This is a genomic window from Brevibacterium sp. OS20 (assembly GCF_056837565.1).
In genome coordinates, this window is record NZ_CM166367.1 from 3,722,015 (window position 1) to 3,747,124 (window position 25,110).

25 protein-coding genes are annotated in these 25,110 nt (G+C 66.1%); 15 read left to right on the top strand and 10 right to left on the bottom strand.

Translation table 11 applies throughout. The annotated features are described in order from the left end of the window. Positions 1–4: 4 nt before the first annotated feature. Genes ACVZTU_RS16595 through ACVZTU_RS16605 form a run of 3 tightly spaced genes read right to left on the bottom strand, consistent with a single transcriptional unit; the run spans position 5 to position 1,417 of the window. Positions 5–391, bottom strand: coding sequence for a hypothetical protein (locus ACVZTU_RS16595; RefSeq protein ID WP_482400888.1), 387 nt, complete (start codon positions 389–391; stop codon positions 5–7). Beyond that, entirely contained in the window at positions 384–857 is a 474-nt protein-coding gene (locus tag ACVZTU_RS16600) for a hypothetical protein (protein WP_482400889.1), read from the bottom strand. Before ACVZTU_RS16600 ends, ACVZTU_RS16595 begins: the two co-directional genes overlap by 8 nt. Next, positions 854–1,417 (bottom strand): RNA polymerase sigma factor, encoded by a 564-nt coding sequence (locus ACVZTU_RS16605; protein ID WP_482400890.1) that lies wholly within the window; start codon positions 1,415–1,417, stop codon positions 854–856. Before ACVZTU_RS16605 ends, ACVZTU_RS16600 begins: the two co-directional genes overlap by 4 nt. Positions 1,418–1,600: 183 nt before the next feature. On the opposite strand from ACVZTU_RS16605, the gene ACVZTU_RS16610 reads away from it, so the two are divergent. Genes ACVZTU_RS16610 through ACVZTU_RS16630 form a run of 5 tightly spaced genes read left to right on the top strand, consistent with a single transcriptional unit; the run spans position 1,601 to position 3,850 of the window. Further along, entirely contained in the window at positions 1,601–2,071 is a 471-nt protein-coding gene (locus tag ACVZTU_RS16610) for an Asp23/Gls24 family envelope stress response protein (protein ID WP_139469056.1), read from the top strand. 37 nt (positions 2,072–2,108) lie between these two features. After that, entirely contained in the window at positions 2,109–2,291 is a 183-nt protein-coding gene (locus ACVZTU_RS16615; RefSeq protein ID WP_062862592.1) for a hypothetical protein, read from the top strand. 4 nt (positions 2,292–2,295) lie between these two features. After that, complete coding sequence (locus ACVZTU_RS16620) at positions 2,296–2,685, top strand: Asp23/Gls24 family envelope stress response protein (RefSeq protein WP_229664069.1); 390 nt, start codon at positions 2,296–2,298, stop codon at positions 2,683–2,685. Further along, entirely contained in the window at positions 2,682–3,257 is a 576-nt protein-coding gene (locus ACVZTU_RS16625) for a DUF6286 domain-containing protein (protein WP_482400891.1), read from the top strand. Before ACVZTU_RS16620 ends, ACVZTU_RS16625 begins: the two co-directional genes overlap by 4 nt. After that, positions 3,254–3,850, top strand: coding sequence for an alkaline shock response membrane anchor protein AmaP (locus tag ACVZTU_RS16630; RefSeq protein ID WP_482400892.1), 597 nt, complete (start codon positions 3,254–3,256; stop codon positions 3,848–3,850). Before ACVZTU_RS16625 ends, ACVZTU_RS16630 begins: the two co-directional genes overlap by 4 nt. Positions 3,851–4,501: 651 nt before the next feature. Here ACVZTU_RS16630 and ACVZTU_RS16635 read toward each other — a convergent pair. Both ACVZTU_RS16635 and ACVZTU_RS16640 read right to left on the bottom strand, forming a co-directional pair. Further along, the gene (locus ACVZTU_RS16635; protein WP_482400893.1) at positions 4,502–5,278 is read right to left on the bottom strand and encodes an SDR family NAD(P)-dependent oxidoreductase; all 777 of its coding nucleotides are present in this window, start codon (positions 5,276–5,278) and stop codon (positions 4,502–4,504) included. Beyond that, positions 5,275–6,099, bottom strand: a complete 825-nt coding sequence (locus ACVZTU_RS16640) for a thioesterase family protein (RefSeq protein ID WP_482400894.1) — start codon at positions 6,097–6,099, stop codon at positions 5,275–5,277. Before ACVZTU_RS16640 ends, ACVZTU_RS16635 begins: the two co-directional genes overlap by 4 nt. Positions 6,100–6,275: 176 nt before the next feature. On the opposite strand from ACVZTU_RS16640, the gene ACVZTU_RS16645 reads away from it, so the two are divergent. The 7 genes from ACVZTU_RS16645 (at position 6,276) to ACVZTU_RS16675 (ending at position 13,748) form a co-directional block, all read left to right on the top strand. Beyond that, complete coding sequence (locus tag ACVZTU_RS16645) at positions 6,276–7,070, top strand: exodeoxyribonuclease III (RefSeq protein ID WP_482400895.1); 795 nt, start codon at positions 6,276–6,278, stop codon at positions 7,068–7,070. Between the two features lie 110 nt (positions 7,071–7,180). Next, a complete protein-coding gene (locus ACVZTU_RS16650; protein ID WP_482400896.1) occupies positions 7,181–8,095 on the top strand; it encodes a GTP pyrophosphokinase in 915 nt (304 codons plus the stop codon). A gap of 136 nt (positions 8,096–8,231) precedes the next feature. Next, positions 8,232–9,110, top strand: coding sequence for a DUF5926 family protein (locus ACVZTU_RS16655; RefSeq protein ID WP_434592101.1), 879 nt, complete (start codon positions 8,232–8,234; stop codon positions 9,108–9,110). A gap of 82 nt (positions 9,111–9,192) precedes the next feature. Then, positions 9,193–9,969, top strand: a complete 777-nt coding sequence (locus ACVZTU_RS16660) for a glycosyltransferase family 2 protein (protein ID WP_482400897.1) — start codon at positions 9,193–9,195, stop codon at positions 9,967–9,969. Further along, positions 9,966–10,904: a prephenate dehydratase gene (gene pheA / locus ACVZTU_RS16665; protein WP_062240732.1), complete on the top strand. Its 939-nt coding sequence runs from the start codon at positions 9,966–9,968 to the stop codon at positions 10,902–10,904. Before ACVZTU_RS16660 ends, pheA begins: the two co-directional genes overlap by 4 nt. A gap of 168 nt (positions 10,905–11,072) precedes the next feature. Further along, on the top strand, positions 11,073–12,854 hold the full coding sequence (locus ACVZTU_RS16670) for an FAD-binding dehydrogenase (protein ID WP_482400898.1): 1,782 nt from the start codon (positions 11,073–11,075) through the stop codon (positions 12,852–12,854). 54 nt (positions 12,855–12,908) lie between these two features. Next, a complete protein-coding gene (locus ACVZTU_RS16675) occupies positions 12,909–13,748 on the top strand; it encodes an SDR family oxidoreductase (protein ID WP_482400899.1) in 840 nt (279 codons plus the stop codon). A 26-nt stretch (positions 13,749–13,774) separates the two neighbouring features. Here ACVZTU_RS16675 and ACVZTU_RS16680 read toward each other — a convergent pair whose 3' ends face one another. Both ACVZTU_RS16680 and ACVZTU_RS16685 read right to left on the bottom strand, forming a co-directional pair. Beyond that, entirely contained in the window at positions 13,775–14,707 is a 933-nt protein-coding gene (locus tag ACVZTU_RS16680) for an NAD-dependent epimerase/dehydratase family protein (RefSeq protein WP_482400900.1), read from the bottom strand. Positions 14,708–14,740: 33 nt separating this feature from the next. After that, positions 14,741–15,520, bottom strand: coding sequence for an enoyl-CoA hydratase (locus tag ACVZTU_RS16685; protein ID WP_482400901.1), 780 nt, complete (start codon positions 15,518–15,520; stop codon positions 14,741–14,743). A 108-nt stretch (positions 15,521–15,628) separates the two neighbouring features. On the opposite strand from ACVZTU_RS16685, the gene ACVZTU_RS16690 reads away from it, so the two are divergent. Together ACVZTU_RS16690 and clpB are read left to right on the top strand one after the other, a co-directional pair. Continuing rightward, positions 15,629–17,206 (top strand): Na+/H+ antiporter, encoded by a 1,578-nt coding sequence (locus ACVZTU_RS16690; protein WP_139469042.1) that lies wholly within the window; start codon positions 15,629–15,631, stop codon positions 17,204–17,206. 187 nt (positions 17,207–17,393) lie between these two features. After that, positions 17,394–20,000 carry an ATP-dependent chaperone ClpB gene (gene clpB, locus ACVZTU_RS16695; RefSeq protein WP_482400902.1) on the top strand — a complete coding sequence of 869 codons (2,607 nt, stop codon included), beginning with the start codon at positions 17,394–17,396 and terminating at the stop codon, positions 19,998–20,000. A 226-nt stretch (positions 20,001–20,226) separates the two neighbouring features. Here clpB and ACVZTU_RS16700 read toward each other — a convergent pair whose 3' ends face one another. The 3 genes from ACVZTU_RS16700 to ACVZTU_RS16710 form a co-directional block, all read right to left on the bottom strand. Beyond that, positions 20,227–21,579: an HTTM domain-containing protein gene (locus ACVZTU_RS16700; protein WP_482400903.1), complete on the bottom strand. Its 1,353-nt coding sequence runs from the start codon at positions 21,577–21,579 to the stop codon at positions 20,227–20,229. After that, a complete protein-coding gene (locus tag ACVZTU_RS16705; protein ID WP_229664072.1) occupies positions 21,569–22,312 on the bottom strand; it encodes a DUF5819 family protein in 744 nt (247 codons plus the stop codon). The genes ACVZTU_RS16700 and ACVZTU_RS16705 overlap by 11 nt, the downstream gene beginning before the upstream one ends. 260 nt (positions 22,313–22,572) lie before the next feature. Then, on the bottom strand, positions 22,573–23,742 hold the full coding sequence (locus tag ACVZTU_RS16710) for a CaiB/BaiF CoA transferase family protein (RefSeq protein WP_482400904.1): 1,170 nt from the start codon (positions 23,740–23,742) through the stop codon (positions 22,573–22,575). A 200-nt stretch (positions 23,743–23,942) separates the two neighbouring features. On the opposite strand from ACVZTU_RS16710, the gene ACVZTU_RS16715 reads away from it, so the two are divergent. Continuing rightward, the gene (locus tag ACVZTU_RS16715) at positions 23,943–24,977 is read left to right on the top strand and encodes an agmatine deiminase family protein (protein ID WP_139469038.1); all 1,035 of its coding nucleotides are present in this window, start codon (positions 23,943–23,945) and stop codon (positions 24,975–24,977) included. The last annotated feature ends 133 nt before the right edge of the window (positions 24,978–25,110 follow it).

The window sequence follows — 25,110 nt, forward strand, 5'->3', positions numbered from 1 at the left end:
GACCTCAGCGGCTGCGGCTGACGATGTGCACGTCGATGTCGATCTCCCCGATGGGCCCGTCGACCGCCGCCTGCAGGTCGACGGCGATGACGGCGAAGAGCTCGTCTACGATCTCGGTCACGGGCCGGCTGTCATCGAGATGCGCATCGATCCGGATGCCGAGATCCTCGCCTGTGCGCCAGACCTCGACGCGCAGCGGTTCGGATCCGGTTCGGCGCATCACTTGAGCGGCCGCGTTGGCGATCATGCCGCGCAGCCCCGGTGCCAGGCCGGTGACGCCGTCGACTCCGGTGACGGATTCGGTCAGGCGGGCCGAGACCGCCGCCTCGTCGAATCCGCGTGAGGTCCCGCTTTCGACCCTCGGCTTCACAACCCTCGGCTTCTCAGTCATCGCCGGCCTCCTCATCGACGAAGGCGTCCTCGAGGGTGACGTCGATTCGCAGTGCGGGGATCCCCACCTGCGCGATCAGGGCACTGGCTACGCTGCGGCGGACATCCTCGGCGGCGGAGACGAAGGCCGTCCCCACGCTCATCATCACAGTCAGCGCCACCTCGACGGCACTGCCCTCCGGCTCGCCCGCGGGGGTCAGATTCACGCTGCGGGCGCGGATCCCGGGAACTGCGTCGACGGCCTCGCGGATGATGCCGCGCACCTCGGCCGTCGATATCCGGAAGGGGTTGCCGCGTTCGGTCGTCAGCTTCGTGGCCGGCGCCAGGGCCGCGTCCTCGCGCACGATCTGGAGGATGCGTTCGCGCAGGCCGACGGTCTCCTCGGGGTCGGGTTCGAAGGCCCCCATGTATTCGTCGATGATGCCGCGCAGGTGAGCGTCCGTGGCATCGACGGACTCGTCGCTCATACCCATCCTTCCATGCCCTCGGCGATGGCAGTCCGGGCGCGGTGGATGCGTCCGCGCACGCTGCCTTCGCTGATTCCCAAGGTCTCGGCGACCTCGACGTAGCTGAGACCTTCCATCTGATGGAGCACCCACGTTACACGCTGTTCCGAAGACAGAGTCTTCAGGACCTCGGTGAAATGCTCGAGTGCCGTGCGCGCCTCGACGGACCGTTCGACCGAGGCGGCGCCGTCGACGTGGTGGCCCAGCTCCTCGGGATCCGATGCATCCGCGGGCCGGGCGGTGCGACGGCGCAGCACGTCGGTGCAGCGATTCGAGGCCATCCGGTAGATCCACGTGCCGAAGGCAGCGGGTTCGGACAGTGCGTCCAGCGACCTCCAGGCCTTGACGAGCGTGTCCTGAACGACGTCCTCGGCATCCTGTCGATCCCCGAGCGTACGCCAGGCGAAACGCAGCAGCTTCCGCTCGTACTCGTCGACGAGGGCCTCGAACGAGGCGATGTCGCCCTCGCGAGCGCGCACGACCAAGGTGACGATGTCGAAACGATCATCTCCCCTTGTCATATCCCCATCGTAGGCCACGAGGCCGCGGAACCGGCTTGCCGCCTCGGCGAAAAATCCGCTCCGGCGAAAAATTTCTGCGAACACTGCGTGAGGATTGCATCGAGGCTGCGTCTGTACCTGTGTAAGCATCCTTCAGACGAAGGACTTGCGAACCGCATGCCCCTCCAACGAAAAGGAAGAACGATGCCGGAACCCAAGCAGTCCGATTCGAACCAGAAGGCCCAGACCACCCAGAACGATGACGTGCGCAGCCCGCTCGTCACCGAGATGGGCACCACCACCATCGCCGAGAACGTCGTCGCCAAGCTCACCGGAATCGCCGCCCGCGAGGTCCCCGGCGTCTACGGAATGGGCAATGCCGCACGCCGCGCCTTCGACACCCTCACCGACCGCATCCCCGGCTCGCAGACCAACGTCTCGGGCGGAGTGTCCGTGGAGAAGGGTGAGAAGCAGACCGCCATCGACCTCACCATCGTCGTCGAATACGGCACCTCCATCGTCGACGTCGCCGAGGCGATCCGCCGCAACGTCGTGCGCGCCGTCGAACAGGGCACCGGACTCCAGGTCGTCGAGGTCAACATCGACGTCACCGACGTCCACCTGCCCGAGGACGACGAAGAGGCTCCGGCCAAGGATTCGCCGGAACTCAACTGACCCTCATCCGCTGCACCACCTCGGCAGAAGGAATGCCATGTCGAAAACACTCATCGGACTCCTCGTCGGCCTGACGCTGGGAATCGTCGCCTACTTCGGCGGTTTCCTCGCGTTCCTCGTCGTCGCCATCTGCGGCGGGCTCGGCCTGGTGGTCGGCCTCGTCCTCGACGGACGCCTCGACCTGTCCGCGCTGAGCTCACGCTCGACCACGCGGAGGTAGCGCCGTGGCCCCGATACTCGACGACGCTCCAGCTCGCCGAGGCGGCTTGACCATCGCGGACAAGGTCGTGGAGCGCACCGCCGGGCAGGTGCTGAAAGACCTGCCCGGCGTCGGCGGCACGAGCTCGGGTCTCTTCGGAATCGGAGCGAGTTCCAGCCTGGACACGCGCCCGTCCGTGGATGTCACCCTGTCCGGGCGCAGCTGCACGCTCGCCGTCCAGCTGGGCCTGGCCTACCCCACCCCCATCGTCGAGGCGACCGAACACGTCCGCTCCACCCTGAGTCACGAAGTCGAACGCCTCACCGGTGTCACCGTCCGTCAGGTCGACATCAGCGTGCGGTGGCTCGCCCCGGAGTCCTCCGGTGCGAATCGAGGAAGGAATCGCCTGCAATGAGCACACGCCTGCTGCGCAAGCGGCCCTCCCGCATCGGTCCGGCCGTGGTCGTCGCCCTCATCCTGCTGCTCCTCGCCGTGGGACTCGGCTGGGCCGGCATCGCCGCATTCGTGAGCTTCGGATCCGTCGCAGCCGCACTGATCGAGGCGCCGGATACCGCCATCGCCGAGGCGGCCGGGAACCTGCATTGGAATTCCGCGGTCGTCATCGCGGTCGGCATCGTCCTGGCTCTGCTCGGACTCATCGCCTTCATCCTCGGCATCTCTCCCGGAGCGCGCCGGATCCTCGGCGTGAGCGCCGCTGGGTCAGAACACATCGGTGATTTCGAGGTCGCCCTGCCCACCTCGGCGCTGTCGCAGATCGCGGCCGCGGCCGCCGATGGGGTCGACGGCGTCAGCGGGGTCAAGGCCTCTTCGAACGCGAGGTCGACGATCGTGACGTTCTCGACGCCGATCCGCGACGTTGAGCCGATCCGCGCCGAAGTCGAAGCCACCGTCAGGGAACGCTACGCCTCGATCTCATTCGACCGCACCCCCACGGTGAAGGTCCAGGCCAGAAGGAGTCAGTCATGAGACGCACGGCCGCCGCCGCCAACCGCACGGGACTGATCATCCTCGGCCTCATCGCGCTGATCATCGGATTGGCAGTGCTCGCCATCGGGTTCGGTCTCACCGCCCCGGTCGACCCTGCCCTGGAGGCGGGAGCGGATCTCGGTCCGGTCGCCTCGGTGCTGGCGCTGCCCTATTCGGCGCTCATCGCCGTGGTCGTGGCCCTCATCCTGGCGATCATCGGGCTCCGCTGGCTGAGCGTGCAGGTCCCGCGCAAGGACTTCGCGAAGCCCTTCCGGATGCAGGCCGATGCCCGCACGGGTATGACCACGGTGAATGCGGAGGTCATCGCCGAGGCGGTCGCCGCCGACCTCGAATCCACCGACGGAGTCTCCGACGCCACGGTGATTCTGCGCGGCACCGCGCGGAGTCCGGAGCTGCTCATCCACGTCGACGCCGATGAACGCGCCGACATCGATGCGATCATCGCCGACGTCGCCGAGCGCGCCGCCGGCAATGCGGCAATGGCACTCGGTGCTCCGCTGAGCGCGGTGGCCCTGGAGATCGGCATCGCCCGCACTCGCTCGCGCCGCCAGCGCAGCGTCAGCGTCCAGTAGCGCCGCCATCCAAGAGCGCCGCAGTCGGCAGAAGCCGGCAGCTGCAGTTTCTGCTTCAGCAGCAGGCAGCGGCGAGGTCACCATCGGATGCAGCCACCGAATCCAGGTCACTATCGGATACTTTTCGCACGCAGAAGTATCCGATAGTGACCTAGATTCGAGTTCGGATGTCCGATAGTGACCTGAAGACAGGCAGGCGGTCGCGAAACACTGCTGTGAATGACAAGAACCCCGGGGCGCGTAATCGCGACATCCCGGGGTCCTCGCAGCACTCCCCTCGAGTACCCGGACGCATCCCCATACGTCCGTTATGTCCACCCGATCCCCACCGGGCGAACACATTAATTTGACCACACTTTCGTGTCGCTTGTAAAGAATCTCACGCTCCGTCTTGAATCCTGTCGGGCTCTATAGCACAGAAGCGATCAGAATAAAACCCCTGGTCACAGGCTCAGCCCCCGGTAGTTCAATCCTCAACTCAGTTGTGCCGCCCCTGCCGAAAATTGCATATAGGTCACATCCCGCGGCGAGCACACGACCACAGTTCGATGACCGCCGGCGCATCTCGCGAATCCCGACTCAGCGATCGCGGGTGCGGGCGACCACCGCTGGAGCATGTCATGCCGACGAGCGCACGTGTCGGATCCCGACTCAGCGATCGCGAGTGCGGGCGAAGGAGAATCCAGTCGATCCCCAGCGCATGAGCGGACGCGGCACCACGGGAGCCACGAGCGCGGCCAACCGATATCCCCACCCCGGAACCGAGACGACCTTTCCCGCCCGTGCATCACGCAGCGATTCCCGCACCACCTGATCGACGCTGAGCCAGATCAGACCAGGTCCGGGACGCTCCACGCCGAGGCGGCGGTGGAATTCCGTCCGGATGAATCCGGGCAGAACGGCCGTGACCGTCACCGGGCTGTCCCTGAGTTCGCCGGCGAGCGCCTCAGTGAAGATCAGAGTCGACGCCTTCGAAGCGGCGTACTGTCCCATCGTCGTCACCGCCGCCAGCGAGGAGACGTTGACGATTCCTCCGCGAACGCGGGACTGCATGCGCTTGGCCGAAGCCAGCGACAGCTCCCTCACCGCCCCGGTGAGCACCCGATCCTGTTCGTCGAGCTCGGCGATATCGGTGTCCAGCAACGTCCCGCGCAGACCGAAGCCGGCGTTGTTGATGAGCACATCGATCGGCTGCGTGGCGATGATCTCGACGACCGAGTCGATCCCGTCACGGTCGGACAGATCCGCCACGGCCACCTCGGCGTGGATATTCTGCGTGGTTCGCAGCTGCTCGGCCAGCTGATTCAGCCGGTCCTCGTCCCTGGCGACCAGGACGAGGTCGTAGCCTTCGGCGGCCAGGCTGCGGGCATAGCCGCGCCCCAGCCCGGAGCTCGCCCCGGTGATGAGGGCACGCGGCCGCGGATTCATACCGCGCCTTGACCTCGACGAACGGTCAGGGACTGAACTGCTGTGCCGATGGGTCCGTCGACGTCGCTGAGCACGCTCGTCGTCTGCCCCAGTCCGGTCGGCCCGAAGGCCACCTTGGTGTCGAAGCCGACCCAGCCGGCTTCGGGCACGCGAGTGAGGTGGATGGAGAGGTCGACGTTCGGGAAGAACGTCGTCTTCGGATCCTCACGGACGGCCAGACCGTTGGCGGTGTCGACGAACTTGACGAAGGCCGCGGTCGGCGGGTCGATCTCACCGTCGACGAGAGGATAGGGACTGCGCACCCAGGACCGTGCGTAGCCGGGGTGGGCGTCCGCTCCCTGGCGCCCCTCGAGGGACGCGATGTAACCGCCGCCCCAACGGTTGGTGAAAGGAATCTCGGGCACTTCGGACACGGGCGGCATCGCGGACCATTCGTCGCCTGCGACCGCCTCGGTGTCGGAGGCCTGCAGTCTCCACACCCGCGCGGTCACGCTGGTGCGCTCACCGTGGCGCATATGCGCTTCGACGAGTTCGATGGTGCGGCCGGGGCGGACGACGTCGACATCGATGGTGAACTCGCCGGAGTGGATGACGCCGAGGACGTCGAAGGTCACCCGGGAGATGAGCTTGTCGCTGGGCAGTCGACGTTCGATCTCGGCGAGCACTATCCCCGAGGCAGGCGCGAGGTGCTGCTCGCCGGGCTGCCAAGCGCCCTGGCTGTGCAGAGTCGAGACGAGGCGGTCCTCGGACAGCCGCACATAGTAGGAGTCCGGGTAGGCGGCACCGTCATGGCCGAGGTGTTCATTGGGAGCTTCAGGCATGGTCCCAGCTTATCGAGCCGAGAGGGTCCGCTCGACGCAGGGTCTGGGCACGCCCCCTTCCACACGGCTCCGGCATAAGCGGCTGTGTTGCTCCGGCATAAGCACGCCGAGGCGGCCCACCGGCAGCCGCACGCACCCCGCTTTCACCTCCGGCGCGGACGGCTTAGGGTGGGAGGGTGAGAATCGCTACGTGGAATGTGAACTCGATCCGTGCCCGCCACGACCGCATCGGGGCCTGGCTGGATCGTTCGGATGTCGATGTCCTGGCCATCCAGGAACTCAAGTGCAAGGATGCCCAGTTTCCCGAGGAGCTGTTCACCGAGCGCGGATACGAGGTCAGCTATCACGGCCTCAACCAGTGGAACGGGGTGGCCATCGCCTCGCGCGTCGGACTGGCCGACACCGAGATCGGGTTCACGGACATCCCTGCCTTCGGCTCGGAAGATCCCGTCGTCGAAGCCCGGGCGCTGTCGGTGACCTGCAACGATGTGCGTGTCTACTCGCTCTATGTGCCCAATGGCCGCGAACTCGACCACCCGCATTACGCGTACAAGCTCGACTGGTACAAGGCGCTGACGGCCGATATCGCCGCCCAGCTCAGTGCCGAACCGGAGAAGAAGCTCGTCCTCTGCGGTGACTTCAACGTCGCCCCGCTCGATGAGGACGTCTGGGATATGGCCGAGTTCGACGGCGCCACCCACGTCTCCGATGCCGAACGCGCCGCCTTCGACGAACTGCTTGGCGCGGGACTGTCCGAAGTCACTCGACAGTTCACGCCCGGCCCCGGCGTCTTTACCTTCTGGGACTACCAGAAGCTGCGGTTCCCGAAGAAGCAGGGCATGCGCATCGACTTCCAGCTCGCCTCACAGGCACTGGCGAAGACCGCGACCGCAGGCGAGATCGACCGCGAGGAGCGCAAGGGCAAGGGAGCGTCCGACCACGCTCCCGTCATCGTCGACTACGACGTCTGAGGCACCCTCGTCTCACCTTTCGACACCTCGCGGCAACTTCAGCGTCGAAGCCATAGACATCTCTCCTCTCTTCTGGTGAAGTTGAATCAGGAGCTAGGAAGGTGACGAGGATGTCAGCAACTGTCCGCGAATTGGTCGACGAAGCCTACGACCGGCGTGAGTCCACCTGGAGGGCCGCCCTCGAGACGGTCAACGACTGGGTCGAGTCCGTCCGCGCTCCTTCCGCTCTGCTCTCCGGGGATCGAGTGCGCGTCGTCGACGGTCGGATCAAGGATCGGATGCGCACAGGCGAGAAGCTGCGCCGCAAACTCGCCGATGCCAATGACGAGATCCACGAATCCGTCGAGGTCGAGAATCAGGTCATCGATGTCGTCGGTGCCCGTGTCATCTGCCGCACCGAACGCGAGCAGTCGGCCCTGTGGGATCTGCTCACCGCGGTGAGCGACGATACGAACCTCTCCATCGCCGAGGTGCGCGACTATTCCGCCACCCCGAAACCGTCGGGATACCGCGGCCGCCACCTCATCGTCGAGGTTCCCTTCGACTCCGAGCCCTCCGTCCTCGTCGAACTCCAGCTGCGCACGATCATGCAGGACGCATGGTGCGTGCTCGCCGAGGAGCACCTGTTCAAACCCGGCCAGGCGCTGAAATCCGATGCCCAGCAGGAACGGCTGTCGGTGATCCTCGCCGGGCTCATGGCACAGGCCGATTCCGTGGCCGCCTTCATCGCCGATGACGTCGGCGCGTATCTGGGCATGGGCAATTCCGCTCCGCCCAGAGCCTTCGCCGAGGCAGACGAACCGACCGATCCGGCCATCGAGGTCACGATCCGCGAACTCAACCACTCCTACGTCCTCGCCGCCGATGAGGTGGGCCGCCACGGCATCATCCGTCTGGAGACGCTCGGGCTGACTCCCGACAATCCGGAGCGCTCGGCCTTCCCTCACCCGGGCGACAAACTGCAGGTGCGCATGGACGAGTCGAACAACACGCGCTATTTCATCCCCGTCGGCTGGGAGAGCTGACCCCGACGGTCGAGAGAGCTGACCCCGTCGGCTGGGAGAGCTGACCCCGTCGGCCGGAAGAGCTGACCCCGACGTCGCTCGACCGACTGCGGACTGGGCAACCTTTCAGGCGCCACACCGACTAGACTTGCGTCCCATGGGAAAGAAGTCGAAGCGCTCCAAGGAAGAACTCATCGCCAAACGCCTCGCCAGGGCGCAGGCCACGGCATTCGTCGCGCGTCCGTTCGCGGACCTGCCGTTCGAAGCCGACCTCATCTGCCTGCGTGAACTCGTGCCCGCGGCCACCGCGACCGCGAAGCTCACAGAGGAATACGGCGGCCACGAGGTGACCATCACGTCCCTGCTGCCCGCCGCATGGCAGGCCTGGCGCCGCGACGACGGTGAGATCCTGGCCGGAATGCAGGTGCCCGTGTCCTCGACAGACGCCTCCCGCGACGTCGCCCGCGGCCTGCTGGCCGCCGTCGACGCCGAACCCGGCACCTCCATCGAGGCGACCACCGAACCCGGTGAGGGCCCGAGTCTGCAGGACATCCTCGACACCTCTCACCCGTTCGACGTCCGCGTGCTCGAGAACTTCGACTACTGGGCCCTGCCCGAAGCCGAGTCCGATGCCGACGTCGCCGCCGCCCTCCAGCAGGCCAACGACTCCGTGGCCCCGACCGAGAAGCTCGCCTCCGTCGACTCCGCCTACTGGACCGAGATGTCCGGCCGCACCTACGTCCGCTGGGCCCGCCCCGAAGGTGAGGACCGCGTCGTCGATGCGATGGCCCGCCTGCAGGCCGAGAACGCCAACGACCTCGGCGGAATCGGCACTTTCCTCGGCTACTTCCGCGCCCACGGCATCATCGTCCCCGTCTGGGAACTCGAGTTCGGCACCCAGGTCGACGACGTCGAAGAGCCCATCGCCGCGTTCGGAAAGCGCCTCGACGAAGCGCTGAACACGACCGAGCCGATGAGCACCGAGGCCCGCCGCGTCCGCTCGGGCATCGTGTCCCGCCAGCTGACCATCCACTGATATCCGTCACCACTCCATCACCGAGGCGGGACCCGAAAAAGGGTGTCCCGCCTCGGTGCCGGTGACGGACAGGAGAACCGACATGAGCACACAGCCGCACCCCGCCCCCGAGGCGGTCGCCGCCATCATCCCCGCGATGAACGAATCCCAGCGGATCGGTGCCACCGTCGCTGCGGCCAAGCAGATCCCCGGGGTCGACATGGTCCTCGTCGTCGACGACGGATCGGCTGACGACACGGGGACTCGGGCCCGCCGGGCCGGCGCCGAGGTCATCACCCACCCGAAGAACAAAGGCAAGGCTGCGGCCATGATGACCGGAGCCTTCGCCCTGCGCAATCGGGAGATCTCCGACGCCGATCCGGGTGCCGATCCGCACCACCGTGCGCTGCTGTTCATCGACGGCGACCTCGAGGACTCCGCGATCAATACCGCTCCCCTGGCCGCCCCGGTGCTCGCAGGGGAAGCCGATATGACGATCGCGATCCTGCCCGCCCAGAAGCGCAAGGGCGGCGGCTTCGGCTTCGTCGTCGGATTGGCGAAGAAAGGTATCGCCGAGCTCTCCGGGTTCGACGCCACCCAACCCCTGTCGGGAATGCGCTGCCTGTCGCGGGAGGCCTTCGACGCGGCCCTGCCGTTCGCCGCCGGATGGGGCGTCGAGGCGGCCATGACCATCGACGTTGTCAACGCCGGACTGCGCGTCGAAGAGGTCGAGTGCGACCTCCACCACCGCGTCACCGGTCGCGATCTGAAAGCGCAGCTGCACCGCGCCGCCCAGTACCGCGATGTCGCCCGCGCCATCCTCGTCCGCCGCCTCCGCGCGAAGCGGAATGGCGATAACCACAAGGAGACCGGCAAGTGAGCCTCAACCGTTTCGCGTATCTCGGCCCCGAGGCCACCTTCACCGAGGCGGCCCTGCTCAGCTTCCTCGACTCCCGGAACCTGCGTGCCGACGCCTCGACGCACCCGATGCGCAATGCGCCCTCGGCACTCGATTCGGTGCTCGAGGGCGACTGCGATGCCGCGGTCGTGCCGATCGAGAACTCCCTCGAAGGCGGAGTGCCGGCCACGATCGATGCGCTGACGGAGAACGGACGCCTGCAGATCATCGCCGAGGTGGTCGTGCCCGTCCGCTTCGTCCTCGCCGTCAAGCCCGGCACCACCAAGGAGGAGATCTCCTCCTTCGGCTCCCACCCGCACGGCGAGGCACAGGTGCGCGCGTTCATGAACGAGCACTTCCCCGAAGCCGTCTACCTGCCGACGTCCTCGACTGCCGCGGCCGCCAGGGATCTGGCCAATGACGCCGGCGACCATATGGCCGCGGTCTGCCCGGCTCTGGCCGCGCAGCGGTATGGACTCGAAGTCGTCGCCGAGGACATCGGCGACCGCAAGGATGCCGTCACCCGATTCGTCGTGGTCACACGACCGGGTCCTCTGCCCGCTCCGACCGGGGCCGATAAGACGACCATCGTCGCGGCGCTGCGTTCGGACCGTGCGGGTTCGCTGCTCGAACTGCTCGAACAGTTCTCCAGCCGCGGGATCAATATGTCCCGCATCGAATCCCGTCCGACCGGTGACGGGCTGGGCCTCTACCAGTTCTCCATCGACCTGCTCGGACACATCTATGAGGCACGGATGGCCGAGGCCCTGCAGGGCGTTCACCGGGCGGCTCTCACACTGCACTTCCTCGGCAGCTACCCGAGTTCCGACGGAGCCGTGGTGCCGATCGACCCGACGACGACGGACGAGTCCTTCGCCGCGGCCGCCGACTGGCTGGAGAGGACTCTGGAAGGCTGAATTCGTCCCAGTTCGCTCCCAGCTCGCCGCCGAATCTGCAATACTGAAACCTACTGGTAGGTAAGTGTGCGCAGATTGCCGGAAACTGGTCTGTTTCGGGCAATCTGCGCACACTTAACGTCGGTTCACCCGCCGACGAATGCGACAGATGCGACAGAGGAGTCGACGATGAGTTCTTTCGGCAGCACACCCGCAAACAGGGGCCGCCCCTCCCCCGACGCGATCATCGTCGGAGCCGGACTCGCCGGGCTCGTCGCCGCCCACGAACTCACCCAAGCCGGCAAGCGGGTGCTCATCCTCGACCAGGAGAACCGCACGAACCTCGGCGGACAGGCTTTCTGGTCGCTCGGCGGACTCTTCCTCATCGACTCCCCAGAACAGCGGCGGCTGCGCATCCACGATTCGCTCGAGCTCGCCAAGGATGACTGGGCCACCTCGGCGGGCTTCGACCGAGACGAGGACCATTGGCCCAGGAAGTGGGCGGAGGCCTACCTCGAGTTCGCGGCCGGCGAGAAGCGCGAGTACCTGCGTGACCTCGGACTGAAGCTGACGCCGATCGTCGGCTGGGCCGAACGCGGCGGCTCCGGGGCCGGCGAGCACGGCAATTCCGTCCCCCGCTTCCACCTGACCTGGGGCACCGGCCCCGAGGTGGTCCGGGTTTTCCGCGAACCCGTCGAATCCGCGGAGGCCGCCGGACTCGTCAAGTTCGCCTTCCGGCACCGCGTCGACGAACTCATCACCGAGGGTGGTGCCGTCGTCGGGGTCCGCGGACGCACACTGGCCCTCAGCCACACGGCCCGCGGAGTCGAGTCGAACCGGGAGGAAGTCGCGGACTTCGACCTCCGCGCTCCCGCCGTCATCGTCACCACCGGCGGCATCGGACACAATTTCGAGCTGATGAGGAAATACTGGCCGACCGACCGCCTCGGCGAGTTCCCGGATACGATGCTCGCCGGAGTCCCCGCGCACGTGGACGGGCGGATGCTGCAGATCGCCGAGGATGCCGGAGCCAGCCTCATCAACCGGGACCGCATCTGGGCATATACGGAGGGCATCGAGAACTGGAATCCGATCTGGCCGGGGCACGGGATCCGCATCATTCCGGGACCGTCGTCGCTGTGGTTCGACGCCGAGGGCAACCGCTTCCCGGCCCCGAACTACCCCGGTTTCGATACGAATCGGACGATGCGCACGATCCTGGACACCGGACACGACTATTCGTGGTTCGTGCTCAACGAGTCGATCATCCGCAAGGAATTCGCGCTCTCCGGTTCGGAGCAGAACCCGGACCTCACGGAGAAGGACATTCGGATCACGCTCGATCGGGTGCGCTCCTCCGATGCCCCGGGACCGATCGAGGCCTTCAAGAGGTACGGCTCCGACTTCGTCGTGGCCGAAACCACCGAGGAACTGGTCGCGGGAATGAACGAACGCTCCCGGGGCCCGGTCATCGATCATGACCACATCGTGGAGCAGATCCGGCAGCGGGACCGGCAGACCGAGCACGGCTTCTCCAAAGATGCGCAGGTCCAAGCCATCCACAATGCGCGGTCCTATCTGGGCGACAAGATCGTGCGCGCGGTCAAGCCGCACAAGATCCTCGACCCCGCGCACGGACCGCTCATCGCGGTGCGGCTGAGCCTGCTCTCGCGCAAGACGCTCGGAGGGCTGGAGACGAACCTCGACGGGCAGGTCCTGGCGGGATCCGGCCCGGCTGCACTCGGCGGGCCCGGTGGCGGCGACAATGCAGGTGGTCCAGGCGCCGAAGACTTCAACACACCGATCCCCGGCCTGTATGCGGCCGGCGAGGTGACCGGTTTCGGCGGCGGCGGAATGCACGGCTACAACGCGCTCGAGGGCACCTTCCTCGGCGGGTGCATCTTCTCCGGCATGCGCGCCGGCCGCGCTGCTGCCAAGCAGGGCCGGGCCGGCGGCGCAGGTGAGTCTTGAGGCGACGCCTGGACACCCGCAAACCTCATCCGCACCCAACGATGGAGAACACACATGACCACCACCGCGCAGGCAGACCTCACCATCCTTGTCACGGGCGGCACCTCGGGCATCGGCCGAGCCCTCGCCGAGGCGCTGGCGGCGAAGGGCTGCACGGTACTGACGACCAGCCGGAACCCAGACCGCCTCGCACCTGCCGAGCGGATCCCCGGTGTCCGGTATCTGCGACTCGATCTGGCCGACCCGGATGGTCCGGTCGCCCTGGCAGAGGAACTCGAGGATCTCGGCCTGCTCGACGACATCGATGTGCTCATCAACAACGCCGGTGAGAGCCAGTCGGGTCCGTTCGAAGAGCTGCCGGCCGAGGCCATTGAGCGACTCTTCCGCACCAACGTGTTCGGACCCGTTCGGCTGAGCCAGCTCGTTCTGCCCGGTATGCGTGCGCGCGGCCGGGGGCGCATCATCATGGTCGGGTCGATGCTCGGCAGCTTTCCCTTGGCCCACCGCAGTTCGTATTCAGCGGCGAAGGCGGCTCTGCGTACTTTCGCCACGGCGGCACGGCAGGAGCTTTCACCCTTCGGTGTGTGGGTGAGCACCGTCGAACCGGGTTCGATCGCCACGGGAATCGGGCTGCGGCGGACGAAGTACCTCGAGGAGGGCTCACCCTATACGGACGACGTCACGACGATGCTCGAGCATCTCGATGCCAACGAACGCGGAGGCATTCCTGCTGAGAAGGTCGCCGCCACGATCGTCGATGCGATGGTCGCGCCGAGGCCGCGAGAGTTCTACGCCGTCGGCAGCAGGGCACCGCTTCCGTTTCTGCTCAAGCGCGCACTTCCGCGCGAACTCCTGTCGAAGATCGTCGCCGCCCAGCACGGTCTGAAGCGGTGAGCGCAGGCGGTCCGTTCCCAGCCGCCCTACTGCAGGCGGGACGGGATGAGGTGTTGGGTGGTCGAGATGCCGAGCACCCGCTGCTGCCGGGACAGGTTGTACGTCCGATCCGACTGCAGGTATCTGACGAGGAAGAGCTTCGCTCGGTCCCCGCGCTTGAACACGCCCTTGATCTTGAGTCCCAGCTTCGCCGACACCAGCGCCTTGTCCTTCGCGACACCCTCGATGACGACCTGGTCATAGCCCATCCGAGCAAAGTGAGTGACCACAGCCTCTTTGAGCCGGTACGGAATCGGGTCACCGATATTGAAGGGACCCGCCGCCGAAGGCACGTCGAGGCAGGCGAGCGCTGCCCGCACCACATTGCCGACATGCGTCAGGGTGATCTTCTGTCGTCCGCCGCCGGGCAGCCGCAGCACACCCTTCTTCGACATCCGCGACAGGAACGGCATGAGCATCGTCTCCCCCGGACCGTAGACAGCCGCAGGACGCAGGATCGCAGCATCGGGACGGAGCCTCATGACGAGCTGCTCGGCGAGAGCATGGGTGCGAGAGTACGCGTCGTCGAAGTCGTTGGGGTCCTTCGGCCCGGCCTCCTCCCACAGCTCTGCGTGGGGTTCGGACTCGGAGTACACCGTCGTCGAGGACACATGGACGATGCGAGCCGTCGGGAAGGCGTCGAGGACATTGCGCGTGCCCGTCACCTTCACGTCATAGAGAGCGTCGTCATCGGCGCTGACGGAGGCGATTCCGGCACAGTGGAAGACCGCGGTCACATTCTTGGCCAACGAGGTCACCGCGGCGGACGCGGGTTCGGTGATGTCCCAGTCCTGGAAGTTCACCCCGGGGATCTCGGGATCTCGCCGGCACAGCGCGTAGACCGTTTCGCCCCTTTCGACGAGCGCCCGTGCAATGGCACCACCGATGAAGCCGCTGGCTCCGGTCACTATCACCGCCACGACGTTCCCTCTCTCATCTTCACATCCACCGCCTCAGCGACGGTGCTGCCACTGCGGCTCCCTCTTCGTCAGAAAGGCGTCGATCCCCTCCTGCGCATCGGCCGCGACGGCATTGTCCGCCATCACCTGCGACATCCGCGCATAGGCATCAGCCACAGGCAGCTCCCGCTGTTCGTAGAACGCGGCCTTTCCTAGAGCAACTGTAGCCGACGAGGCGGACGCGACCTTGAGAGCCAATTCCAAGGTGGCGGACTCGAGGTCGGCGTCGGCGACGACATCGGAGACGAGACCGAACTTCAGCGCATCCTCGGCGGTCACGAAATCACCGGTCAGCAGCATCCGCATCGCCTGCTTCGCCGGCACCGCACGGGAGAGGGCCACCATCGGAGTCGAACAGAACAGACCGATCTTCACTCCCGGAGTTGCGAATCTGGCGGACTCGGCGGCAACGGCCAGATCGCAGGTCGCCACCAGCTGGCAGCCGGCCGCCGTGGCCACACCCTGCACCTGCGCGATGACCGGCTGTGGGATGGATCGGATGACCTGCATCAGTCGGGCACAGGCGTCGAACGTGGTCTGCTGCGTCTCCAGATCCGCCCCGCGGATCTCGGTGAGGTCATGACCGGAGCTGAACACATGACCGGCGGTGATGAGGATGACCGCGCGCACATCGGTGCGGTCGGCCACCTCGGTGAGGGTGTCGATGAGGTCTTCCATGACCTCACGCGACAGTGCGTTGCGCGTGGACGGCCGGTTGATCGTCACGGAGGCGACTCCGTCGTCGAGCTGCGCGAATACAATTGATTCCGACATAGCCTCATTCTGCCAAAGGTCGCCGGGCCCGGCGCGGAATCTGCGCAGACGATTTCCGCCCGCCTCCGGACACATCTGCCCCGGTGGGAGCGATTCGGAGGGACTGGCATGACCACACTGCTGATGATCATCGGATTCGGTGCCGCCACCTCGGTGGTGGTCGGATTGGGGCAGAAGCTCAAGCTCCCGTGGCCGGCGCTCATGGTCCTCATCGGCATCGCCGGTGCGTTCATCCCCACCTTCGCCGAGGTGGCCATCGATCCGGAGCTCGTCCTCCCTCTCTTCCTGCCGCCCCTGCTCTTCGCCGCCGCACAGAAGACATCGTGGGCGCTGTTCGCGATCCGGTGGCGCACGATCCTCGGCATGTCCGTGGCTCTCGTCGGTGTGACCGTGGCCGCCGTCGCCGGGTCCGCGGTCTTCCTCGTCCCCGGAATCACCATCGCCGCGGCCATCGCGCTCGGCGCCATGCTCGCCCCACCCGACCCGGTCGCTGTCGAAGCCGTGGCCAGCACCGTGTCGATCCCCCGCCGCATCATGTCGACCCTGCAGAGCGAAGGTCTGTTCAACGATGCCGCCTCCCTGGTCATCTTCCAGACCGCAATGGCCGCAGTATTGGCCGGCACCGAGGTGGACTACGCAGATCTGGCCGTGTCGTTCGTCGTCTCCGCCGTCGTGGCGATCATCGTCGGCCTGGTGCTGTCCTTCGCCGCCTGGTGGGTGATGGAGAAGATCGATCACACGATCGCTCGGTCCTCCCTCATGCTCGTCCTGCCCTTCGGCGTCTACCTCGTGGCCGAGCACTTCCACGCCAGCGGGGTCATCGCCGTCGTCGTGGCCGCCCTCGAAGTGCGGCGCCGCGATGTCGAGGGGAACTCGGCGGAGCGGGTGACGCAGAACTCGACGTGGCAGGTCCTCGAGATGCTCATCACCGGAATCGCCTTCGGACTCATCGGCCTCGATCTGCGTCTCATCGTCGAATCCGAACACGCCGACCTCGGGCGAGCGCTGCTCGTCGGCGCGCTCATCGCTCTCATCGTCGTCGCCGTCCGCTTCGTCTGGCTGCTGCTCGGCACTGTCATCGAACGCAAGAGACGCGAGGAGGATCCGGATGCCGCACCTTTGAGCGTCCGCGATGCCACGCTGATGACCTGGGGCGGGATGCGCGGCCTCGCCACGGTCGCCTTGGCGCTGTCGATCCCGGCCACGACGAGTTCCGGTGCCCCGTTCCCCGGGCGGTCCTATGTCGTCGTCGCGGCCGCGGTGGTCCTGCTGCTCACTCTGGTGCTGGCGGGCCTGAGCTTTCCGACCGTCGTCGCTCTCCTCGGCATCGACGACGAGGCGGAGAAGGAACATCAGGCGACCAGGGACATCGCTCTGCGTGCCTACAAGGCTGCGATGCGCGAGATCAAGAACGATGACAGTCTGCCCGACGACGTCATCGAACCCCTGCGGGCGAGGTTCAAAGTCCTGCACGATCAGCTCAGCGGAACCACCGATGACCAGGCGAGCTCGGAGCAGGCGATGGCGTTCAAGGAACACCGGGAGCAGATGCTGGCCGTGCAGAAGAAGGCCATGCAGTCCGCGCGCGCCGAGGTGCTCAAGGCCCGGCGCGAACGCGGCACCGATCCGGAGATCGCCGACCGCGTGCTCCACCGCTTCGACCTCCAGTCGGTCATCACGAGGTAGGGCCGGGCTAGTCCCGGCCGGGCAGGTTTCCGGGCCGGTCCCGGCTGGACAGGGACACGTATCCGGGCGGGCCGCCTCGGCGAAGTTCTTCTCGATTTTCAAAGTTGAGCGGAATAGACTCAACTTTGCCGGTGTTGTTCTTTTCGAGAGCTGAAATCAGCACAGAATTTGAGAAGGAGATGCGTACATGGACGCACAGATGACAACCAAATCCCGGGAGGCGCTGCAGACTGCGGTCAACGACGTCGTCGCCCGGAAGAACAATCAGATCGAACCGGCCCACCTCGTCGCGGCCCTGCTCGGCCAGCCCGATTCGCTCGCCGCGACCCTGCTGACGAAGGTCGGTGCTGAGCCGCAGACCGTGCTGCGGTCCATCGAGTCCGTGATCAGCGGATTCCCCACCGTCAGCGGTTCCACCGTCAGCCAGCCGGGACTCTCCCGCGCCGGCCTGGAGATGATGAACCTCGCGCAGGAGGAGATGACGGCCCTCGGCGACCAGTTCGTCTCGACCGAACACCTGCTGCTCGCCGCTGCGGCCGGCAAGGACGGCGCCGGTGAGGCGCTGCGCGCGAATGGGGCCAACAGGGACGCGCTGCTCGCGGCCCTGCCCGAACTGCGTGCCGGAAAGAAGGTCACTTCGGAGAACCCCGAGGAGACGATGCAGTCGCTGGAGAAGTTCGGCATCGATCTCACCGCCGTCGCCCGGGAAGGCAAGCTCGACCCGGTGATCGGCCGCGACAAAGAGGTTCGCCGCGTCGTCCAGGTGCTCTCGCGGAGGACGAAGAACAACCCCGTTCTCATCGGTGAACCCGGCGTCGGCAAGACCTCCGTCGTCGAAGGCCTGGCCCAGCGGATCGTGGCCGGAGACGTGCCCGAATCGCTGCGCGACAAGACGCTCATCAGCCTCGACCTGTCCGCCATGGTCGCCGGCGCGAAGTACCGCGGTGAGTTCGAGGAGCGGTTCAAGGCCGTGCTCGAGGAGATCAAGAACGCCGACGGTCGGATCATCACCTTCATCGACGAGCTCCACACGATCGTCGGTGCCGGTGCCGGCGGAGACTCCTCGATGGACGCAGGCAATATGCTCAAGCCGATGCTCGCCCGCGGTGAGCTGCGGATGATCGGTGCCACCACGTTGGACGAATACCGCGAGAACATCGAGAAGGATCCCGCTCTGGAGCGCCGGTTCCAGCAGGTCTTCGTCGGTGAGCCCAGCGTCGAGGACACGATCGCGATTCTGCGCGGGCTCAAGGAACGCTACGAAGCTCACCACAAGGTCTCGATCAACGACGGCGCCCTGGTCGCGGCCGCAACGATGTCGAACCGGTACATCACCGGCAGGCAGCTGCCGGACAAGGCCATCGACCTCGTCGACGAGGCGGCTTCCCGCCTGCGGATGGAGATCGATTCGGCTCCGGTCGAGATCGATGAGCTCCGCCGCGCCGTGGACCGCCTGAAGATGGAGGACATGGCCCTGGCCAAGGAGACAGACTCCGCGTCGATCGAGCGGTTGAGCGCCCTGCGCGCCGATCTCGCCGACAAGGAGGAGGAGCTGCGCGGACTCGAGGCCACCTGGGAGTCCCAGCGTGCCGGCCTCAACCGGGTCGGTGAGCTGAAGACGAAGCTCGACGAGCTGCGTTCGGCCGCCGAGAAGGCTCAGCGCGACACGGACCTCGAGACCGCATCCCGTCTGCTCTACGGCGAGATCCCTGCCGTGCAGAAGGAGATCGCCGAGGCCGAAGCCGCCGAGGCCCAGGCCGAGGCGGGAGCGAATTCCGATCAGATGGTCTCGGACAAGGTCTCGAGCAACGACATCGCCGAGGTGGTCTCCTCGTGGACGGGCATCCCCGCCGGACGCCTCGTCCAGGGCGAGGTCGAGAAGCTGCTGGGAGCCGAGGGCATCCTCGGTGAGCGTCTCATCGGGCAGAAGAACGCCGTCGCCGCGGTCTCCGACGCCATCCGCCGTTCGCGGGCCGGGGTCGCCGACCCGGATCGCCCGACCGGTTCGTTCCTGTTCCTCGGACCCACCGGCGTCGGCAAGACGGAGCTCGCGAAGTCGCTCGCGGACTTCCTCTTCGACGACGAGAAGGCCCTGATCAGGATCGATATGAGCGAATACGGTGAGAAGCACACCGTGTCCCGCCTCGTCGGTGCCCCTCCGGGCTACGTCGGATACGACGAGGGCGGCCAACTCACCGAGGCGGTCCGCCGTCGCCCGTACTCCGTCGTGCTGCTCGACGAGGTCGAGAAGGCGCACCCGTCCGTGTTCGACATCCTGCTGCAGGTCCTCGATGACGGTCGGCTCACCGACGGTCAGGGACGCACGGTCGACTTCAGGAACACCATCCTGATCCTGACCTCGAACCTCGGTTCGCAGTTCCTCGTCGACAAGAGCCTGTCGACCGAGGAGCAGCGGAGCAAGGTGCTCGATGTCGTGCATGCGACGTTCAAGCCCGAGTTCCTCAACCGTCTCGATGACATCGTGCTCTTCGACGCGCTCAGCCAGACCGAACTCGCGTCGATCGTCGATCTGCAGATCTCGCACATGTCGCGCCGGCTCTCCGACCGTCGTGTCTCGCTCGAGGTCACTCAGGGAGCCGAGGACTGGTTGGCGCTCGAAGGCTACGATCCGGCGTTCGGTGCCCGGCCGCTGCGCAGGCTGGTCCAGCGCGAGATCGGCGACAAGCTGGCCCGCGCTCTGCTCGCCGGCGACATCGTCGACGGGGACACCGTGGTCGTCAACCTGCCCGAAGACCCCGAGGCCACCGGCCTGGAGCTGCGCCCCAAGCGGTAAGGCTCCCGGCTGGGGCGTGCTGCGCGGAATCAGCCCAGTTTGAGTTGAATAGCACCTATTTGAACATGGGCTATTCAACTCAAACTGGGCTGTTTCGCTGACCGCAGCGCGGCACAGCACAGAAATGGGACACCCTGCTCTGGATCGCTCACTTTCTTCGGTGAGAATTTCAGAGCAGGGTGTCCCATTTCAGCATCTGCCGGTTGCTGAGCGCTATGCGCGACGGTTACTTGCCGCGAGAGCCTGCGGACGACCGCGTACGAGTCTTCGCAGACCCGCCCTTGGCAGCACCCGAACCACCGCGAGCACCCGAACCGCCGCGGCCACCGGCGGAACCACCACCATCCCCACCAGCACCCCGCGGGGCCGATGAGGTCCACCAATGCCGCAGATAGGCGCTGACCTTCGCGAATGAACGGTCGCGGATGAAGATCGCATCGACGGCGATCATCGTCAGCGAGAACCACGGCAGGCCCATGAGCAGCGCGATGCCCAAGTGGAAGGACAGGATGCCCAGCAGCGCGATGATGCGGGTGTAGCGGTTGAACAGCATGAACGGGAAGGCGCACTGGAAGAGGATCGATCCCCACGAGATCGCTACGACCATCGGCCCCCACGCCGTCATCAGGTCCGACAGCACCGGCCACGTGCCGAACTGCTGAGTGTGCAGCGGGTTGTACACGGCGAATCCGTGCTGCCAGGCCTCGCCTCCGGCCTTGTACAGACCGCCGGACATGTAGATTGCGCACACCTGGAACGCGAGCACGACGATGGCGAGATTGTTGGCCATGATGAGCGCCCAGCGCCACTGCCCGCCGTCGTTGTCCGGGAACTCCGGGTTCCGCGCGCGCCGCCTGGCGTCGAGGGACCATCTGCGGGTCGTATCGGCGAAGAGCATGGCGATCATAAACATCCGGTAGGCGTTGTCGCCCTGATCCCCTGCCCCGTCGTTGAGCTCGATGAAGCTCACCCACAGCACGAGGTAGATCGGCAGGACGATCCTTGTGCGCCACCCGAGGATGATGACGATCGCCAGCAGCGCGAGCCCGATCATCATCGCCGTGAACAGCGGCGGCGTCGTCACCGCTCGGTGGAAGAGGGAGAAGAGCCAGATGGTCGGGAAATCGCTCTTGGGTTCGGCGATCTCCCCGTTCCAGGCCGATCCCACACCGAAGGTGTAATGCCGAGCGCTGAAGTTCGTGAGGATGAGGCCGAGACCGGCGAATCCGATGAGGATCCGTGTCACCGCCAGCCCGTATGTCGCGTGGTACCGGCCGGTGAGCATCTCCTCGAGCCAGTTCCACCCCTGCGCGAGCTTCGTCCGCACGAGGGTCGTCACCGGGACCAGCCCGAATTCAGGAGCCGAATCACTCGCCGAGGCGGTCCCATCGTTTCCGCGGCCGGCGGAGTCCGAACCGTGGTCCTTCTCCGGTTTCCGCGCCGAGGCGGTGCCGGCGTTCGCGTGGCCCGCGGAGTCCTTCACCCGGCCCTGCGCCGAGGCGGCCGTGCCGGTCCGCTGGTCAGTGACCTCTGCATCGTGGTCGTCCCCGCCTGTGCGGGTCGTGTCATCACTGTTCACCGACGCACCTCACTTCGTCCGAGGCACAGAAGTACTTCGTGAATTCCTCTTGGGACTGATGATCTTCGACGACGAGTGCGCGCCATCCCACGGGGACGGGTTGGATGTTCGGACGCTTCGCGTCTTTGTCGTTGCGTTCGGCGAAAGGCACGACGTTCTGACGGGCGGCCTGGTATTGGACGCGCTGGACGTCGTCGCCCCAGATGGCCTTCGCCACCTGCGTCGCATACGCCGTGGCCAGATGTTCGCTCTCCAGGTAGGCGGGAATCGCGTTCTCCGGGTCGTCGTATTCCCCCAGCTTCGTCTCCAGCCGGTCGACGGAATCGTCGCCCTTGAAGTAGTCGAGTTTGACGATCGCCTTCTGATCGTCGGGCAGATCTTCCCACGAACCTTTGATGTCCGAGGCCACTCCGATGCCCAGCCCCGCCGACCGCGGCGGGAACAGCTTGTATGTCGAGTGGTCGAGTTCGACATCGGTAGCCCGCACCCATTGAGTGATCTCTTCGCCGCTGTCGGTCTTGATCACCGCGCGCACATCGAAGTAGTAGTCGCCGTTGATCGGCTCGGGGGCGAACACGCTCCACGACTGTCCCCACAGCGGGATCATGTATTTGGAGAGCAGGTCACCGGGAATCACCTCCCTCGCCGTCGAGGCAGGGGCGATCCACAGGAAGCTGGCGAAGATATGGAACCCTGTGATCGCCATCGCGATGACCATCAGGGTCCGTTTCACCGCCGAACGTCTCCGAGGTGTGACCTCGGTCGACTCATTGTCCATCTCGGTTCCGGAATTCTCTTGGGAATACGACTGCCGTCACCGCAGGTCCCGCGCCTCATCGGTCGCTTGGCAGATCTCTCGGTGACAACGCACAGTCAATAGGGTACTTCAGCTGTGGCACTGCCCGCCCGGGCAGCGGCAGAATCATTCGCGGTCATCAGGCGCAAGATGACTTCCTCACGATTACTTGCCGATTCGCGGCGCACGCCCGAGGTCTATTCGGCCGCCCTCAGCCACGCCTTGACCGCTTCCGTGGAATCGCCGAGCGTCGGCGGAGCCAGTTCGTAGCTCGGCGGGGTCTCGGACAACCGGATCGGGTTGCGGACGGTGGGGATGACGCGATCGCCCTGACCCGCCTCGGCGACGGGCTCGAGTCCCAGCGACGATGCCAGGTCCACACCCTGAGCGATCGAGTTGATCGGCGCGCAGGGCAGCCCTGCCTCGGTGAGGATGTCGAACCATTCCTGGTTCGTCTTCTCACTCAACGCGGCGATGAGCTCGGGCTCGAGGTCATCGCGGTTGACGTTGCGGTCGGCGAAGTTCGCGAACCGTTCATCGGTCGCCCATTCGGGGTGGCCGAGCACCTCGGCGAGCCGGGCGAACTGCTTGTCGTTGCCGCACGCGATGATGATCTGGCCCTCCGCCGTGGGCATCGGCTGGTACGGGTAGAGGCTCGGGTGCTTATTGCCCATCGCCTGCGGAGTCACGCCGCCGGCCACATATGCCGAGGTCTGGTTCGCCAGCCCGGACAGCGCCGAGGACAGCAGATTCGTCTCGACCAGCTGACCGATCCCGGTGTCCTTGCGGTGGTTGAGCGCGCCGAGGATGCCGACCGCCGTATGCAGTCCCGTGATCACGTCGACGACAGCGACACCCGCCTTGACCGGGCCCGACTCCTCGGAGCCGGTGACCGACATGAATCCGGACAGACCCTGGATGAGCAGATCGTAGCCCGGCTGAGGATTGTCGCGACCGAAACCCGTCACCGAGGCGTAGACGATGCCCGGATTGACCGCGCTGACCGTCTCATAGTCGAGGCCGTACTTCGCCAGTCCCCCGGCCTTGAAGTTCTCCACGAGCACATCCGCGCGAGCAGCGAGCTGCTGGGCGAAGGAGAGGTCGTCGGAGTCCTTGAAATCGAGGACGACGGAGTGCTTGTTCCGGTTCGCCGTGAGGAAATACGTCGCATCATCCCCTCGCCGAGGCGGCGCCCAGTGACGTGTATCGTCCCCGGTCTTCCCCTCCACCTTGATGACCGTGGCACCCAGATCCGCAAGCATCATCGTCGCGTAGGGGCCGGCGAGGACTCGGGAGAAATCGGCCACGATGGTTCCGGCCAGAGGCCCCGTCCCCTGCCGTCCGAATGCTGCGTCTGCTGCTGACACTTGATGCCTCCTTTGGCACGTTCTGCTTGCCTGTTCTTCGCCTGACTATACGGAATCGACATGGCCGCCCTGGCCTGTGGGGTGAGCGTCCGCGGAAACGAGCCGAGAGCCGGGCGGGCGGCAACGAAATCCGTCGACCGCCTCGGCGAGATTCTGGCTACACTCGGCTCAGCGACAGTCCACCAGCGAAGGGACGAACGATGACGTTGCACATGCCGGCGGAGACCGCCGCCCAGGACCGAGTCTGGATGGCGTTCCCGTCCTCCGGCTACGCGCTCGGCGACACGGAAGCCGAGGCCGAGGCGGCACGCGCCACGTGGGCCGCAGTTGCCCGCGCCACCAGCGAATTCACCCCTGTCACGGTCGTCGTGACCAGTGCACAGACCGATCATGCCAAGCGCCACCTCGGCGAGGGGATCAACCACGAGATCACGCTCGTCAACGCCGAACTCGATGATGCGTGGATGCGCGATATCGGGCCGAGCTTCGTCGTCGACGAGGCGGGTGCGCTGCACGCTGTGGACTGGGTGTTCAACGGGTGGGGCGCGCAGGAGTGGGCGACGTGGGATCACGATGAGCACATCGGAGAATTCGTCGCAGGCCTCGCCGGGACTCCCGTGGTGTCCTCGGATCTGCGCAACGAAGGCGGCGGATTCCACGTCGACGGTCAGGGCACGGTGCTCGCGACGCGCAGCGTCCAGCTCGACCCCGGCCGCAATCCGGGACTCACCGAAGCCGATGTGGAAGCCGAATTCGCGCGCACGATCGGGGCCAAGAAGGTCATCTGGCTCGACCGCGGACTCCACCGGGACAATCAGACCTTCGGCACCCGTGGACACGTCGACATCGTCGCCGCGATGCCCAGCCCCGGCGTCGTCCTCGTCCACGATCAGCGCAATCCCGAACATCCGGACTTCGAATTCAGTCGCGCACTCAAGGAGCAGTTCGCGGCCGAGACCACCGCCGACGGCACGCCCTTCGAGGTGGTGCCGATCCCGGCGCCCGAGGTGCTGCGCGACGAAGAAGGGTGGGTCGACTATTCGTATGTCAATCACCTCGTCACCAACGGCGGGGTCATCGCCTGCACCTTCGACGATCCGATGGACGCCGAGGCGGCAGCCGTGCTCGAGCGCGTCTACCCGGGGCGGAAGGTCGTCGGGGTCGATGCACGCGAACTCTTCGCCCGCGGCGGCGGAATCCACTGCATCACCCAGCAGCAGCCGAGCCTCGGCTGAGTCGAGCCGGAACCTGCTGCAGGTCCCGGCTTCCAACCCCCGGGCCACGCGTGCCGAGCCGGGATCCCGCGTGCCGAACCCGGGATCGTCGAGAATCTGCGATGACGGCGCGGGTGAATCCATACCCGTACGA